Origin of the sequence: Campylobacter showae (genome assembly GCF_900573985.1) — a bacterium.
In the GTDB taxonomy this organism is placed as follows: domain Bacteria; phylum Campylobacterota; class Campylobacteria; order Campylobacterales; family Campylobacteraceae; genus Campylobacter_A; species Campylobacter_A showae_E.
The window spans coordinates 1,197,754-1,214,011 of the sequence record NZ_UWOK01000001.1 but is presented as its reverse complement, the minus strand read 5'-3'; the positions used below and the strand labels follow the sequence as shown (position 1 = coordinate 1,214,011).

At 47.6% G+C, this 16,258-nt stretch carries 14 protein-coding genes; 2 read left to right on the top strand and 12 right to left on the bottom strand.

Features of this window, described 5'->3' with window-relative positions:
* Positions 1-10 precede the first annotated feature (10 nt).
* Positions 11-658 carry a ribulose-phosphate 3-epimerase gene (gene rpe / locus EE116_RS06095; RefSeq protein ID WP_122873674.1) on the top strand — a complete coding sequence of 216 codons (648 nt, stop codon included), beginning with the start codon at positions 11-13 and terminating at the stop codon, positions 656-658.
* Positions 655-1,590, top strand: a complete 936-nt coding sequence (locus EE116_RS06090) for a 3'-5' exonuclease (RefSeq protein WP_122873673.1) — start codon at positions 655-657, stop codon at positions 1,588-1,590. The genes rpe and EE116_RS06090 overlap by 4 nt, the downstream gene beginning before the upstream one ends.
* A gap of 123 nt (positions 1,591-1,713) precedes the next feature.
* Here the strand turns inward: EE116_RS06090 and cysE are convergent, their stop codons facing one another.
* The 12 genes from cysE to leuS form a co-directional block, all read right to left on the bottom strand.
* Positions 1,714-2,250 (bottom strand): serine O-acetyltransferase, encoded by a 537-nt coding sequence (cysE, locus tag EE116_RS06085; RefSeq protein ID WP_420886354.1) that lies wholly within the window; start codon positions 2,248-2,250, stop codon positions 1,714-1,716.
* Between the two features lie 10 nt (positions 2,251-2,260).
* Positions 2,261-3,172, bottom strand: a complete 912-nt coding sequence (cysK, locus tag EE116_RS06080) for a cysteine synthase A (RefSeq protein WP_122873671.1) — start codon at positions 3,170-3,172, stop codon at positions 2,261-2,263.
* Between the two features lie 94 nt (positions 3,173-3,266).
* Positions 3,267-4,160, bottom strand: coding sequence for a Gfo/Idh/MocA family protein (locus EE116_RS06075; protein ID WP_122873670.1), 894 nt, complete (start codon positions 4,158-4,160; stop codon positions 3,267-3,269).
* Positions 4,153-5,238 (bottom strand): DegT/DnrJ/EryC1/StrS family aminotransferase, encoded by a 1,086-nt coding sequence (locus EE116_RS06070; protein ID WP_122873669.1) that lies wholly within the window; start codon positions 5,236-5,238, stop codon positions 4,153-4,155. Before EE116_RS06070 ends, EE116_RS06075 begins: the two co-directional genes overlap by 8 nt.
* Before the next feature lie 8 nt (positions 5,239-5,246).
* Complete coding sequence (locus tag EE116_RS06065; protein WP_122873668.1) at positions 5,247-5,915, bottom strand: 3-methyladenine DNA glycosylase; 669 nt, start codon at positions 5,913-5,915, stop codon at positions 5,247-5,249.
* A 134-nt stretch (positions 5,916-6,049) separates the two neighbouring features.
* Positions 6,050-6,865, bottom strand: coding sequence for a TIGR00282 family metallophosphoesterase (locus EE116_RS06060; RefSeq protein WP_122874448.1), 816 nt, complete (start codon positions 6,863-6,865; stop codon positions 6,050-6,052).
* Positions 6,865-7,626 (bottom strand): ATP-binding protein, encoded by a 762-nt coding sequence (locus EE116_RS06055; RefSeq protein WP_122873667.1) that lies wholly within the window; start codon positions 7,624-7,626, stop codon positions 6,865-6,867. Before EE116_RS06055 ends, EE116_RS06060 begins: the two co-directional genes overlap by 1 nt.
* Positions 7,623-10,580: a transcription-repair coupling factor gene (gene mfd / locus EE116_RS06050; protein ID WP_122873666.1), complete on the bottom strand. Its 2,958-nt coding sequence runs from the start codon at positions 10,578-10,580 to the stop codon at positions 7,623-7,625. Before mfd ends, EE116_RS06055 begins: the two co-directional genes overlap by 4 nt.
* A complete protein-coding gene (locus EE116_RS06045; protein WP_122873665.1) occupies positions 10,570-11,724 on the bottom strand; it encodes a folylpolyglutamate synthase/dihydrofolate synthase family protein in 1,155 nt (384 codons plus the stop codon). Before EE116_RS06045 ends, mfd begins: the two co-directional genes overlap by 11 nt.
* Positions 11,724-13,259: a GGDEF domain-containing protein gene (locus tag EE116_RS06040; protein ID WP_122873664.1), complete on the bottom strand. Its 1,536-nt coding sequence runs from the start codon at positions 13,257-13,259 to the stop codon at positions 11,724-11,726. The genes EE116_RS06045 and EE116_RS06040 overlap by 1 nt, the downstream gene beginning before the upstream one ends.
* Positions 13,249-13,782 carry an LPS assembly lipoprotein LptE gene (gene lptE / locus EE116_RS06035; protein ID WP_122873663.1) on the bottom strand — a complete coding sequence of 178 codons (534 nt, stop codon included), beginning with the start codon at positions 13,780-13,782 and terminating at the stop codon, positions 13,249-13,251. Before lptE ends, EE116_RS06040 begins: the two co-directional genes overlap by 11 nt.
* A 3-nt stretch (positions 13,783-13,785) precedes the next feature.
* Positions 13,786-16,257: a leucine--tRNA ligase gene (gene leuS / locus EE116_RS06030; protein ID WP_122873662.1), complete on the bottom strand. Its 2,472-nt coding sequence runs from the start codon at positions 16,255-16,257 to the stop codon at positions 13,786-13,788.
* Position 16,258 lies beyond the last annotated feature (1 nt).

The following is a 16,258-nucleotide window of genomic DNA, read 5'->3' as shown; positions in this document are numbered from 1 at the left end:
GGACACTAAAATGTATGTAGCACCGAGTATTTTATCGGCGGATTTTGGAAATTTAAGGGCTGAGATCGAGGCCATCTGCGAAGCCGGAGCCGATCTTGTACATGTTGACGTGATGGACGGGCATTTCGTGCCAAATTTAACCATCGGCCCCGTCGTCGTAAACGCCGTAGCCAAGGCTGCTACAAAGCCGCTAGATATACATCTGATGGTTCAAAACAACACCTTTTTCGCCGATCTTTTTTTGCCTCTGAAGCCTAAATTTTTAAGCTTTCACATCGAGGAGGAAAAGCATCCGCTACGCTTAATCGATCACATCCGAAGCCACGGCGTAGGACCCGCTATCGTGCTAAACCCGCACACGCCGGTCACAGCGATCGAGCACATCGTAAATGAGGTCGATATGGTGCTGCTAATGAGCGTAAATCCGGGATTTGGCGGTCAAAAATTTATCCCTTCGGTACTCGAAAAAGCCCGTAGCTTACGCGAAATGATCGAGCGCAAAAACGCCAAATGCATGATCGAAGTCGACGGAGGCGTGACAGGACTAAACGTCGCGCAGCTAGACGAAGCGGGCGTGGATATCGTCGTGGCGGGCAGTTATATATTTTCGTCAAATTCATACGAGCACTCTATCCGCTCGCTAAAGCTCGAGTTTTGAACCAAGATTTTGAAAATTTACTAGCCGTCATCGCCAAGCGAAACGTGCCCTACGCGGACTTCGTCGCCGCAACCAAGCAAATGGACGAATATGCCGAGCTTTTTGATGTTCGCGACGTGCAGATGTGGCGCGCGCTGGGGCTTGATATAACCCGCACCGCAAAAAACCAAATCGAGCTAAAAACGCGGCGCAATGAGATAAAAGATCAAATTTTTTGCGTCGTGGATATAGAAACTAGCGGCGGCATAAATAGCGGCCAGATCATAGAAATCGGCGCACTAAAGCTACAAAATGGCGAAATAATCGGCAAATTTGAAACATTCGTGTATGCGCCGTACGTCCCGGAAAATATCAGCGAACTAACGGGAATCACCGCAGAGCACCTAAAAAACGCGCCAAGCCTTGCCTTTGTCATGGAGCAGTTTAAAGTCTTTTTGGGTCAGAGCGTTTTCGTAGCACACAACGTCCGCTTTGACTACGGCTTTATCAGCGCGACGCTGGAGGCGCTAGGATACGGAGAGCTACTAAACCGCAAACTCTGCACGATCGACCTAGCCCGCCGCACTATCGCCTCGCCAAAATACGGTCTAGGAACGCTAAAAGAACTTTTAGGCATCGACAATACCCATCATAGAGCCCTAAGCGACGCTATCGCGGCGGCTGAAATATTTAAACACTCACTGCAAAAGCTCCCGAGCGAAGTAAAAACAACCGAGGATCTAATAGAGTTTAGCAAATCAGCCAAGACGATGAAACGACTCAAGATCACGACGAACGAAGCCGGCGAGCCGGTCAAATTTGACGACGCTGTGCAGGCTGATAAATTTGACGATAATAAAAATTTGAGCGCCGCGAATGATGCGCAAAATTTAAACATCGGCAGTAAAACACAAAAAGCAAAAGAGCCGAAACTTCCGATATTTGAGGAGTAAATTTGGCTCAAATTTGCTGCAAATTCTACTGCCCAAATTAAATTTGCCGAATTTAAATCTCGCCGTTTATTTAAATTTTAAAATTTGATGAAATAAAAAAGTTTGAGCCGGCGTAAATTTGACCTACTCGCCGACTCGTTCTCCGTTTATCCGCACGATCCTAGCAGGAATTCCTACGACCGTAGCATTATCGGGCACGTCTTTTAGCACGACCGAGTTCGCGCCTATTTTTACGTTTTCGCCGATTAGGATATTTCCCAGCACCTTTGCGCCGGCTGCTATCGTGACGCCGTTTTTTACGGTCGGGTGGCGCTTGCAGCACTCTTTGCCCGTACCGCCCAGGGTTACTTGATGATAGATCAGCACGTCATCGCCCACCTCGGCCGTCTCGCCGATAACCACGCCCATGCCGTGATCGATAAAAAGCCGCCTGCCGATCTTGGCGCCCGGATGTATCTCGATGCCCGTTAAAAAGCGAGACATCTGCGAGACGAAGCGCGCCGTAAATCGCCAATTTTTAACATGCAAAAAGTGCGCGAATCTATGAAAAAAGACGGCATGGATGCCAGGAGTGTTTACGAGGATCGCCCCGTAGCAGCACGAGGCTACCGACGGGTCCTTTTCGCGTACGGTCGCGACTAGTTCGTTTAGCTCAGCTATCAGTCCCAAATCACGCCTCGTAAAGCGGGGTACTAAGATACCTCTCGCCGTTATCAGGAGCTATGAAAAGCACCTTTTTGCCCTTACCTAGTCTCTTTGCGACCTTCACCGCAGCCGCCAGAGCCGCGCCGCCCGAGATACCCAGCAGGATACCTTCATCTTTAGCCAGCTTTCTAGCCGTCTCAAAGGCCTCATCGTTATCTACGCGCTCTATCTCGTCGATATAGGCGGTCTCGAGCGTAGCCGGGATAAAGCCCGCTCCTATGCCTTGGATCTTATGCGGACCCGGTTTTTCGCCGGAGATCACGGCAGAGTCGTTTGGCTCGACGGCGACGATTTTAGTCTTATAGCCGTTTGCTTTTAGCGCTCTAGCCGTGCCACTTAGCGTGCCGCCAGTGCCTACGCCGGCTACAAACGCGTCAAGCTCTTCAAAATCATCCATGATCTCTTTTGCAGTCGTTAGCTCGTGAGCCTGTGGGTTAAATTTATTTTCAAACTGGCTTAGCATTACGTAGCCTTTTTCACGCACGAGCTCGGTCGCTTTTTCGATCGCGCCCTTCATGCCCTTTGCGCCCTCGGTTAGCACGAGCTCCGCGCCGTAAGCCTTTTGCAGCTTGCGTCTTTCTATACTCATGGTTTCTGGCATCACTAGCACGACCTTGTATCCTAGCGCCGCACTGACCATAGCCGCGCCTATGCCGGTGTTGCCGCTAGTTGGCTCCACGATGACGTCGCCTTTTTTTAGCGCGCCCTCTTTTTGCATGCCTAGGATCATATTTGCAGCGATTCTATCTTTTACCGAGCCGCCCGGGTTAAAAAACTCAAGCTTTGCATAAATTTCAGCCATGCCCTCTTCGTGCACGCTGTTTATCCTTACGATCGGGGTTTTACCGATGGTTTGGACGATGTTTTCATATATCATTTAGACTCCTTTTGAAAAAATCGTGTAATAATAACTTCTTTTTCTATAAATATAAATAAAAAAATAAATTTTCTTTTATAATTCAGCTTAAAATTTAGCTCGCGTTCTCTATAATTTTTAGCGTTTTTAGGCTGTCCTTTATGCTAGCGCCCGAGCTTTGCCCGCTGCCTAGTAGGCGCACGAAGTCCTCCAGCTCGCTTGTTAGCGGATCGGTTCTTTTGACGAATATATTTTGCATTTTGCACGCGCTCGCGCCAAATTCGCTAAATTTAATAAGACTCTGATTTAGCAAATCAGCCTCGTAAACCGCCCCTTTGCACGCAACCTCGACCGTTCTTTTGCGTCTATGCGCGAGCCAGCTAGTGGCGATGAGAGCCGTTATCTCGCCCTCAATCTCAAACGACAAAACCGCGTTGTCTTCAAATTTGGCGTGGATTTTGCGCGAGCATTTTATATCGGCTCTTTTTATCTCTTTGCCGCTTAAAAACCTAATGAGATCTATATCGTGCACGGCTAGATCAGCCAGTATCCCAACGTCTGCGATACGCTGTGGAAATGGCGCGTTTCTAGTTATTTGCACGCTGTAAATTTCCTCGTTTTCAAGCTCTTTTTTTAGAGCCGCGATCGCTGGATTAAAGCGCTCGACGTGCCCGACGACTACCTTTAGATTTCGCTTTTGCGCTTCGTCAAGTAAAATTTGAGCGTCTGCGGCATTTGCGCAAACGGGCTTTTCGATGAGCAAATTTAGCCCCTTTTGCATGCATTTTAGCGCCGCTTCTTTATGTAGCGAGGTCGGCGTAGCGATGACGGCGGCGTCTAAATTTTCGCTCTCTAGCATCTCGTCAAGACCCAAGTAAATTTTTTGCGCGAAATTTTCCTTGCAAAACGGATCGCAAAGAGCGGCTATCTGCACGCCAGCGACGTTTTGTAGCGCGCGGTAGTGGTTTTTGCCCATGACGCCAAGACCTATGAGCGCAAATTTAAGCATTATTTATAACCTCGATGACATAGTCTTGCTCCTCTTTGGTTACAAACGCAGACATCGGTAGCGCCATTATATCCTGCGCTACCGCTTCACTCACGGCAAAATCCCCAAGCTTATAGCCAAGATCCTTAAACACCTCTTGCAAATGCAGTGGCACGGGGTAATAAACTCCCGTCGGCACGCCTTTTTGCGCGCAGATTTCTAGCATTTTCGCTCTATCTTTTACGCGGATGCAGTACTGCGCCCACGCCGAGACGTTGCCCTCCGCGACGAAAGGCGCTACGACGCCCTTTAGTTCGCCAGTATATCTCGCCGCGATCTCTTGGCGTCTTGCGATTTCGGCGTCAAGGTATTTTAGCTTGACGTTTAAAATGCCCGCCTGGATGGCGTCGAGTCTGCCGTTTATACCGATGTATTTGTGGATGTAGCGCTCGGACTGGCCGTGATTTAGCAGGATGCGTATCTTTTTGTTTAGGGCGTCGTCGTCGGTAAATATCGCTCCGCCGTCGCCGTAGCAACCAAGCGGCTTAGCCGGGAAAAACGAGGTCGTAGCGATGCGCGAGAGGTTGCAGGATTTTACGCAGTTTTGACTCGCGCCGAAGCTTTGCGCGGCGTCCTCGATGACGACTAGATCGTGCTTTTGCGCAACGGCATTTATCGCCGTCATATCCGCCGCCTGCCCAAAAAGCGACACCGGCACGATAGCCTTGGTCTTTGGCGTGATCTTTGCTTCGATCAAATTTGGATCGATGTTATACGTCCTCTCGTCGATATCGACAAATACGGGCTTTGCGCCCAGAAACGCTATCATCTCGGCCGTAGCGATAAAGGTAAAAGGCGTCGTGATGACCTCGTCGCCGGGCTTTATATCAAGCGCCATAAAGGCTAACAGCAGCGCGTCCGTGCCGCTACTGCAAGCTATCGCGTGCTTTGCGCCGCTAAATTTAGCCAGATTTTCCTCCAGCTCGCCGACCTTGCCGCCGATATAGACCGAGCTATCTAGCACCTCTTTGATCTGCTCGTCGATTTCGTTTTTGTATTTTTGATACTGAGCTTGTAAATTTATAAAATTTATCTTCATCCTTGCTCCTATTTTATAGATTTTAGTATTTCTTCGCCGGCATCGTCTAGCCTCTTTCCGTTAAAGTGCGCCTTGCAAAACTCCACTATCTTGCCGTGAAATTTGGCGTAAATTTCATTCATGCCTAACTCGCGTCCGTATGCTTTGCAAATCTGCTCGCTATCTACGGCCTCTAGCCACTCCTGCGCCTCTTCATAGCTTTCAAACCCATATCCCAAAAAGCTCAAAATCCGCAAAGCGTAACTATCTACGACCATCACGTCGCGTCCGCACGCGTAGCAAAGCACCGCGTCGCAGGTCTCTGCGCCGATGCCTTTGACGCCAAGCAGCCACTCTCGGCTTACGTTTTCTTTGAAATTTTCAAAATCGCCGAATTTTTTAAAAATCGCGTCACAAAGCGTTTTTAGGCGTTTTGCCTTTGTGTTGTAAAAGCCGCTTGGTTTTATGAGCAAGGCTAGCTCGGCCGCGGGAGTTTTTACGATGCCCTCAACGCTCATCAAATTTGCGTTTTTTAGATTATTTAGCGCCTTGTCCGCATTTTTCCAGTTGGTATTTTGTATCAAAACGGCACCCACAACGACCTCGAAGGTGCCCGCATTTGGCCACCAAAGAGGGCCGTCCGCGTCAGCCTTTACGCCCGCGTTTTTTAGCGCTAAAAAAAGCTGCGTGCTATCCATAGTTTTTCCTTTTTTCTTTGTTTTTAGCAAATTTTACGCCAGACTATTGCTCAAATTTTACCTCCAAAACGCCGCCGCGCTTAAATTTGAGTAAAAGCCGTCGCTAGCCTTGTGCGGCTCAAATTTGCGCTCGTTTATATAAATTTAACCGCTCGCTGCACCAAAGGCTCGCTAACTCCGTCTATCACGCGGACCTTAAAGGCATCCGTGCAGCGCCCGCCGTCAAATTCAAACACGACCATTTGAAAGATTCGCCTGCATTTTTCATTTACCTTAAACGAGTGCTTTAGCCCCGTTAAAAAGCTCTTCACCGGCGCTTCAGCATCCATGCCGATGACGCCGTCAAATGCCCCACTAAGCCCTACGTCGCTCACGTATGCGGTGCCGCTAACTATTTGCAAATCATCGGTGCCAACGTGCGTGTGAGTGCCCGCTATGGCTCCTATTCGCCCGCAAAATAGACTAAAAAAGGCGTTTTTCTCACTCGTGGCCTCGGCGTGAAAGTCTATGAGGATATTTTCGCTCTCGCACTCCTCTAGCGCGCGCTCGGCCTCCAAAAAGGCGTTGTTCGTATGCGGCAAGCCGTAGTGCCCCATCAAATTTACCACGCTTAGGCTCTTGCCCTCTTTACTCAAATTTATCGCGCCGCGCCCCGCAGTTCCCGTGAAGTGATTATACGGGCGAATGATAGGCAGGGCGTCCATCAACGCGACTACGTCTTTTTTATCAAAGCTATGATTGCCGCCCGTGATCGCGTCGATACCGCACTCTAGCAGCTCATGCGCGTTTGTTGCGGTTAGGCCAAAGCCGCCGCTTGCATTTTCGGCGTTTGCGACGATAAAGTCAAGCTCAAACTCGCGCTTAAATTTTGGCAAATTTTGTATAACAGCGCTTCGTCCTGCGCGTCCGACGATATCGCCGACAAAGCCCACTCTAGTCAAATTTGCCATCAAATTTTATCTTTATAGCTCAGATAAAACTGCCTCGCGGTGCGTCCAGAGCGGCTCGCGCGAAGCTGTGCGTATTGCTTAGCTAGCTCGTGAAGCATGGCTCTGTCGCCAACGAAATCTTTAAAATAAAAATCAACTATCTTTAGATAGTCCGTAAAGCTGCCCTGATAAAAGCTGAGCCAAAGCCCGAATCTATCGCTAAGCGCGATCTTTTCTTCGACCGCGTCGCTATAGTGCAGCTCCGTCTCGCCGACTTTTGCACCCTCGTTGTCGCTTTTTAGTTCGCTGATCAGGTGGCGGCGGTTTGAGGTGGCGTAGACTAGCACGTTTTTAGGCGCCTTTTCGATCGAGCCCTCAAGCACGGGTTTTAAAAATTTATAGCTCATGTCTCCCGCCTCAAAGCTAAGGTCGTCGCAAAAAATGATAAATTTAAAACTGCTATCCCTAATCTCGTAAATGATCTCGGGTATCATCTCCAGCTCGTCGTTTTTTAGCTCAATTAGCCGCAAGCCATCTGGGTAAAATTTAGTAAAAACGGCCTTAACCAGGCTGCTTTTACCGCAGCCTCGCGCACCCCACAGTATCGCGTGATTTGCGCCCTTGCCTTCTAAAAAATTTCGCGTATTTTCTACGAGCTCTTCTTTTTGCTTTTCAATCCCGATAAGCCCGTCAAGCTGCGTAAAATCAACGTCTATCACGCCTTTTAATGCGCCGAATTTACGCCTATAAATCGCTGCGGCAGTCGTGTTCCAGTCTATCATTTTTCCGCCCGTCCTTTGTTTAGTTTTCTAAGATAGATCAAGATCTCCTCTATCACGTCATCATCGTCTTTGCTCTTTGATCTTAGCCTGGTTTGCTCGCCGTTTTGCGCGGTTAGTACGATATTTTGCTCGGCATTTGAGATGGCTTTAAAGCCCGCTTTTATCGCTAAAATTTTAATTATAATGAGACTTAAAAACTGCTTGGTGTAGATGTCGGGCTTGCCGAATCTATCCTCGATCTCGCCCTCTATCCCGTAAACCTCGGCCACCTCTTTGCACTTGCTAAGCCGTCTATAAAGCTCCAGACGCAGCCTATCCTCGCCGATAAACTCCGAGTTTAAAAACGCGTTTATGCTGAGTTTCAGATCGATTTTTGCGCTTTCAAAGCTCTCTTTATTTAGCAGTTTATTTATCTCTTCTTCGAGCATTTTGATGTAGAGCGAGTAGCCGATCGCCTCGATATGGCCGCTTTGAGCTTCGCCCACCAGGTTGCCGCCGCCTCTGATTTCCAGATCATGGTAGGCTAGCACGCTGCCCGAGCCCAAAAACGAGTTGCTCTCAAGCGCGACTAGGCGTTTTAGCGCGTCCGCGCTTAGGGCGTTTTTGTCTTCGACCAGGAAGTAGCAATACGCCTGCTTGTCGCTCCTGCCGACGCGTCCGCGTAGCTGATGCAAGTCTGCGATACCGAATTTATTCGCGCCCTCGATGATGATGGTGTTTACGTTTGGCAGATGGATGCCGCTTTCTACGATACTAGTGCTTAGCAGCACGTCGTATTCGCCGTTTTCAAACTTCATCATCTCCTCTTCGGTCGTTTTGGCGTCGATCTTGGAGTGCAGCGTGAGGATGCGTAAATTTGGCATGATGTCTAAAATTTGCTTTTTTGCTTGAGGCATCGTGGCGATGTGGTTGTGGATATAAAAAATTTGCCCGCCGCGGCGCAGTTCGCGCATGATGGCCTCTTTTACCGCCTTTTCGTCCCACTCGCGCACGCTGGTTCGCACGTCTAGGCGCGAGCTTGGCGGAGTTTGTAGGACGGAATAGCCCTTGACGCTTGAAAGCGCCATATTTAGGCTGCGCGGTATCGGGGTTGCGCTCATAGATAGCACGTGCGAGGCGCTTGAAATTTCTTTTAGTTTTTCTTTTTGCTTGACGCCGAATTTATGCTCCTCATCAATGATGATGAGGCCTAAATTTGACGGCTTAACCGATAAAAGCGAGTGCGTACCCACGCAAACGCAAGGCTGTCCCGCCTCCAGCGCCTTAACCGCAGCCACTTTTTCCTTTGCGCTCGTGAAACGGTCAAGTTTAAAGACGCTAACGTCAAATTTGCCCAGCCGCTCTTTTAGGCTTTTAAAATGTTGCGAACTAAGAAGCGTCGTCGGCACGAAAAATAGCGCCTGAAAGCCCGATTTTACGCATTTAAATATCGCGTTCATAGCAACCTCGGTTTTACCGAATCCCACATCGCCGCTAAGCAACCTATCCATCACCTTGCCGCTTTTTAGGTCGTTTGCGATGTCGCTTGATGCGCGCTCCTGATCTCTCGTGTAGGCAAAGCCCGCGTTTTGCAAGAAATTTAGATACTCCGCATCGTCTTTTTCGATGATTTCGCCGCGGATTAGCTCGCGCTGGGCAGCTAGTGAAATAATCTTTGACGCGATTACGAAAAGCTTGGCTCTAACTTTTTCTTTTATCTTGGCAAAATTTGCCTTGCCCAGGCGGTCTAAAACCGCGATACTGCCGCTACCCGCGACGTATCTGTCGATCAAATTTAAATGCTCGACGGGCAAAAGCAGCTTATCCTCGTTTTGATAAACGATCACGACGAACTCGCGCGTCCTGCCTAGCACCGTTAGCTTTTCAAGCCCCGTAAATTTGCCGATGCCGTACTCCTCGTGCACGACGTAGTCGCCCGCCTTTAGCTCGTCGATCGCTAGACTCGGTTTTTTGGCGCGCTTTTTCTTTTCAAATTTGTTTAGCGATACGATGATTTCACTTGGTGAGACCAAATTTAACGCCGCTTCGGTTTGCACGAACTCGACGTTTTTGTATTCGCTTAAATTTAATGCGTTAAAAAGACCCTCGTTGCGCGCTAAAACCTTGATTTTTTTATTTTTATTTAGCTCGAAAAAATCGGCGTTTAAAGTTACGCTTAAGTCTTTATAAACTTTAGCTGCGGGCAATACTGGCAAATTTGCCACATCGCCTAGATCCCGCTCAAAGTCGTCAAATTTTTTCGTTAAAACCGTTTTAAATTCGCGCGTATAGTCGATAAATCCATCTATCGCCCAAAATCCGAGCGTCTTTAGGTCGCTGATTAGCGCGTCCGTTTGCATATCTTTTATTTTTTCGGAGGTTTTTTTAAACTCGGCCTCGCCCAGAGCCGCGATAAAAGGCGAAATTTCAACGCTTTTTAGTTCGGTTTTGTTTGAAATTTGCGTCTGCGTGCTGTAGTGCCTGATACTCTCTATCTCATCGTCAAATAGCAAAATGCGGTTTGGCTCCTGCGCGCCGACGCAAAAAATATCTATAATCTCGCCGCGAACGCAAAACTCGCCCTCGCTCTCCACGATACCCACCGCCTCGTAGCCAAAGCGCAGTAGCTTTTGGGTTAGCTCTTTTGGATCGATTTTATCGCCGAAATTTAGCGTTAGCTTTTGTAGATGTTTTTTGCCCGGAAGTTTGTTTAGAACCGTGCAAACGGGGCTGATGAGGAGCTTTTTGCCCTCGAATTCGTAAAATTTGGCTAACTCGGATGATAGCTCGAAAAGCTCGGCGCTAAAGCTGCGCAGATCATCACCCTCGCGCGCTCTAAAATCGGGCAATCTAAAGACCTTAAGCCCGGCAAATTCCGCCGCGCTAAGAGCCGCGATAGCCTCCTTATCGTCCTCGCAGACGAGCAGCTGCGCATCGCCTCCGTTTAAAAAATACTCAAAAACCTCACTTTGCACCGCGGTACCTTTTTAAGAAGGCTTCCACGAGGTAAAACGACCCGAACGCCAGATACTCCTCGTCCGCACGCACGTCCGTAAAGTCCGCAAACTCAATATCTAGCTGGCGCAAAGCCTCTTTCACCTGCTCCGTCGCAAGCTCGCGGCCCGGCGTCTCGTACTCGATGATGTAGGTCTTTTTGACGATTGGCCTGATCGCCTTTATGACGGCTTTTATGTCCTTGTCCGCAAAGGCGTTAAAGATCAAATTTAGCTTTTTGCCCTCAAATTTTTTAGCTAGGGCTTGCGCCGCCATCTCATTGTGTCCGACGTCGATCGTTACGTTTGGCGCGATCTTTTCGCAGCGTCCGCTTAGATCTAGCGCGCCTAAATTTGATAAATTTAAGCTAAATCCAAGCTCCTTAAACGCCGAAGAGCTAAGAGTCAAATTTGAGCGCAAAAACTTGGGCAAGCCGAATTTCTCCGCGTAAATTTTAATCTCGTTTTTATCCTCGTTGGTCAAATTTTGGGAAGCGAATTTGAGCGTCGCACCTTTTTTATCGGCGATTTTTCGCGCGATACTGGCGCAAAGCTCGCTCATATCATCATTTATCAAAGCAACGTCCGCCATCGCGTTAAATTTAGTCGTCGCGATCCGCTCTAGCGTATCGCCCAGCAGCGCCGTGTGGTCAAAACCGATCGGAGTAAAGAGGCTAAGGCGCTTGTCAAACACGTTCGTAGCGTCAAATTCGCCGCCTACGCCAGCCTCGCAAACGAAAAAGTCGCACCCCTCAAAAAGCGGAGCGCAAAGCAACGTCGCGTACTCGAAATACGAAAGCGAACGCGCGACCTCGGGGGGCAAAATTTTAATCAGCTTCTCGTGAGCCGTCTCGAGCGCGTCCGCGCTAGCTACGGCGCCGTTCATCCAAAATCTCTCGCGAAACTCGAAAATATGCGGGCTCGTATAGTGGCCGACGCTATGACCGCGCGCGAGCATTTGCGCTAAAAATCGCCCCGTGCTACCCTTACCGTTCGTGCCGATAAGATGGATGATTTTTGGTATTTTAAACGCGCCCTGCACGAATTTAAAGGCATTCGGCATGCGCGCGCGGTTGATTTCCTTGTAAAAAAGGGGTTTGTTTTCTAAAAAATATTCGAGTTTCATTAAATTTTAGGCATTACCTGATCTCTGCCGTTTTGCTTAGCCTGGTATAGCATTTTATCCGAAGCTTCTAGTACGGCTGCTTGGCTTTGATTTTGGCTGCGTATCGCAACGCCGCAACTCACCGTAACGCTAATGCGCTCGTCTTTGTATAAAAATTTGGAGTTTTTTAGCACATCGCGCACCTTGTCCGCAAACTCTATACTCTGTGCTATATCAAACCCCGGCAACAAAACCACAAACTCCTCGCCGCCGTATCTAGCTACGAAATCGACTTCCCTAGAGTTACCCCTAAGAGTTTTTCCTACGCTTGCTATTATTACGTCGCCGGCGTCGTGCCCGTATATATCGTTTATATTTTTAAAATGATCTATGTCAAAAAAACACACGGCATAGTCGGCATTTTGTTGTAAAAAATCAATCTCTAAACGCCCAAGCTCTTCCATTAACGCTTTTTTAGTCGCTGTTTTAGTTAAAAAATCCTCTTTACTCTCGGCTTTCGCGCTTTCTAACTCTACTTCTAGCCTGCTAACTTTAGCTTGTAGTTCTTGTATAGTTTGCTGATCGCTTAGCATCTGCTCGCCCAATTGTTTAACCTCGACGTCCAGGGTATCGGCGATATTTTTTAACTTATCCCTGATCCCCTCGAAACTATCTTCGTTTAAATTTATCGAATTTAGATCGTTTTTGATAAACTGCATCTGGCTTGAACTTTTAGAAGAACTGCTGATCAGGCTTGCTATTTGATCGTTTATACCGTCCAAAACCTTATCCAGCGATCCGACTTTCGTAGAAATCTCGGCCCTATCAAGTTCGATACGCTTTTTGGTCAAAATTTCTATATTTTTTCTAGTAGCAAAATCCTCCAGAAGATTTGGATCGCCTTTTAAAACTTTATTTACTTTTTCTATTTCGCCGTCGATTTTATCGGTGATAGAAGGTCTTAGCATATCCGATATGAGCGGGACTAGTTTTTCGCAAGCCTGCTCTTTCGTCAAAACATCCTCAAGCTCAGCAACGATATCTTTTAAGTCGCTAAAATTTTTAACACCGTAAACGCCCAATCTTTTCAAAAAACTATCGTCGTAATCAGTTAAAAAATCGAACCATTTATCTTTTATTCTATCTATAGCTTGCGCATCTAGTCTTCTATTTAGAGCTTCCGAGCTTGCTTCGGCTAAATTTTTAGCATTTTTATTATGCAACGAAGCTACGGCCTGAAAAACCTTTTTATTCATAGCTACGAGCGCATTTATTAGTTTTGGATACTCGGCAAGCCCGGGCGAATTTAGCCTAGCCGCCATAAAAGCAAAAAGCTCGTCCAAGTTTCTTACGTTTTTTTGTTTTAGTTGCGCCTTAAGCTCATCGTTTAGGCGAGCCGAGTATTTTTCAAGCTTCTGACAATCAGGCACTATTACGCCGTTTTTTTTCGCTATCTCGCAAAAAACCTCGGCGTAGTTATCCGGAGTTAGCATGAGCCCGCGCTCTTTCATGGTCTGGATAGATTCTTTTATGACTTGGCTGACGCTAGTCGCCATTTTTTAGCCCTTTTACCGCAAGCACGGCGATATATTCGTCAAAAGCCTCCTGCGAAGCCTCTTTTATGGCGTTGTATTTTTCGCTCTCACTGATAACGCCGTCGGCAAATCTAGTATCCCTTACCTTTTGCGAAACGGTAAAGTCGTGCTCGCCAGAAGTAGTCACCGATAGTATCTTGCCGCCTTTTAACTTGGTGTCGAAATTGAGCGTTAGTATCGCCTTATACGACGTCACATAGCCGTTTTCATCATATAATAGCGCTTGGTAGTTAAGCGATTTGATCGAGACGGTTATCGCCGTAGGCTCGTTTTTATCGTAGCTCATGCGCTTGCCTAGCCTTGTTACGATACCCTCTAGTACGCTATCTTTGATCCAAACGCTGTTTTTAGGCTCTTCTTTGCTTATTAGCACATTTACGTATACACGGTCGCCCATTATGTCGTTCGTAATCTTTGAGACGGGCTTATAACCACATCCAACCAAGATGAAAGTTGCCAAAAGTAGTAAAATTTTTATCTTCACGATTTAGCCTTTTATTACAAAATTTACGAGTTTGCCGTTCACGTAAATTTGTTTTATTATTTCTTTTCCTTCTAGCCATTTAGCCGCACTTTGTCTAGCTAGAGCTAAAACCTCGTCATCGCCTGCGCTACTCGGCGCTTCAAATTCGCCGCGTCTCTTGCCGTTAACTGTGATAGCCAAATTTAAGCTATCTTTTTCAAAAACCTCGTCCAAAATAGTTATCGGAGCAAAATTTGCCCTGCCAAATAACTTCTCACTAAGCTCGTTTGCGACGTGCGGCACGATAGGTTCTAGCAAATTTAAGATGATAAAAAACGCTTCCGTCGTTACGTCCTGATTATCCTGTGCGTTTACGGCATTTAGAGCCTCCATGCAGGCGGCGATTAGGGTGTTAAACGTAAAATTTTCCTCGTAAACGTCGTTTGATTTTTTAAGCGCTTCATAAACCTTCATACGCGCGTATTTTTCTTCTTTGCTCAAATTTGCGTGCGTTATCTGTGGGATTTGCATGCATCTTTTTACGCCCGAGCTTCGTTCGTATAGGCGGTTTATAAATCTAAACGCGCCCTCGACCGCACTGTCGTTCCACTCAAGCTCTTTTTGCGGAGGCGCGGCAAATAGGATAAAAAGCCTAGCCGTATCGGCGCCGTATTTATGTATGATGTCATCTGGATCGACCACGTTGCCTTTGCTTTTACTCATTTTTTTGCCGTCTTTTAGTACCATGCCCTGAGTAAGCAGGCGCTCAAACGGCTCGTCGTCTCTGAGGTAGCCTAGATCTCGCAAAGCCTTTTGGAAAAATCTCGCGTAAAGCAGGTGTAAGATCGCATGCTCGATACCGCCGATGTACTGATCCACATTCATCCAATAATTCACGCTTTTAGCGTCAAATGCGCGTTCTTGCCACGTTTTTTCATCGCTCGCATATCTAGCAAAATACCAGCTACTCTCGAAAAACGTATCCATCGTATCGGTTTCGCGCACAGCCTCACCGCCGCATTTTGGGCATTTGACGTGTTTCCAGCTCTCGTGTTTATCGAGCGGATTTCCTTCGCCTGTTATCTGCACGTCGTCAGGTAGCGTCACCGGCAGATTTTCGATCTTTTCAGGCACGACGCCACAGCACTTGCAGTGCACCATCGGTATTGGAGCGCCCCAGTAGCGCTGCCTAGAGATACCCCAGTCGCGGATCTTAAAATTTACGACGCGTTTGCCGATCTTGTCCGCTTCAAATTTTTCTATGATTTTTAGTTTGGCCTCTTCGCTGCCAAGACCGTTTATGAGTGGCGAATTTATAGATATTCCGTATTCCGTTAGCGCCTTGCCGCCCTCAAATTCGCCCTGCGCAGGTTTAACTACCCACTTTATAGGTAGGTCAAATTTACTCGCAAACTCATAGTCGCGCTCATCGTGAGCCGGCACCGCCATAACCGCGCCGCTACCGTAGTCCGCTAAAACGAAATTTGCCACCCAAACCGGCACTTTTTCTCCGGTTAGCGGATGCAGGACGTTGATGCCTAAAAATAGACCGTCTTTTTCGCTAGCTTGGCGTTCTCTCGGACTTTGATTTAAAATTTTTCTAATTCTCTCAGCTTTATTCGCCTCTAGTTTACCGCTGTCAAGTAGTCTTTTTACTATCTTATGCTCAGGCGCCAAGGCTGCATAGCTAACGCCGTAAATCGTATCTGGGCGCGTAGTAAATACCTCAAAGCCATCTATCTGGTCGCCGCCTTCTAAAATTTGCTTCGACTCCTCGTCAAGCTCAAATTTAAACTCCAAGCCAAAGCTCTTGCCGATCCAATTTTCCTGCATCGTGAGCACTTGAGACGGCCATTTGCCCTCAAGGCGCTTTAGGTCGTCTAGTAGCTCCTGCGCGTAGTCGGTGATCTTTAGATAGTAGCCAGGTAGCTCGCGCTGGATCACGGCGTTACCGCATCTCCAGCAGCATCCGTCCTCGACTTGCTCGTTTGCAAGCACGGTTTGGTCGTATTCGCACCAGTTTACGACCGCGCTTTTGCGGTAGACCAGCCCTTTTTCGTACATTTTGATGAAAAATTCTTGTTCAAATTTAGTATAAAGCGGATCAGACGTCGCAAATTCGCGCTTTTTAGAAAAGCTAAGTCCTAGCGTTTCAAGCTCTCCGCGCATGTAGTCTATATTTTCGTAAGTCCAAATTTTAGGATGGATTTTGTGCTTTATCGCCGCATTTTCCGCAGGCATGCCGAAGCTATCAAAGCCGATCGGATGAAGGACGTTGTAGCCGCGCTTGCGGTAGTAGCGAGCCAAGGCATCGCCGATGGTGTAGTTTCTCACGTGTCCCATATGGATACGTCCGCTAGGATACGGAAACATGCTTAGGATATATTTTTTAGGCAGACTATAGTCGTCTTTGGGCTCAAATTCGCCGTTTTTACTCCAAATTTCTTGCCATTTTTTTTCTATTTTCGCCGGCTCGTATTTTAAAATTTCACTCATT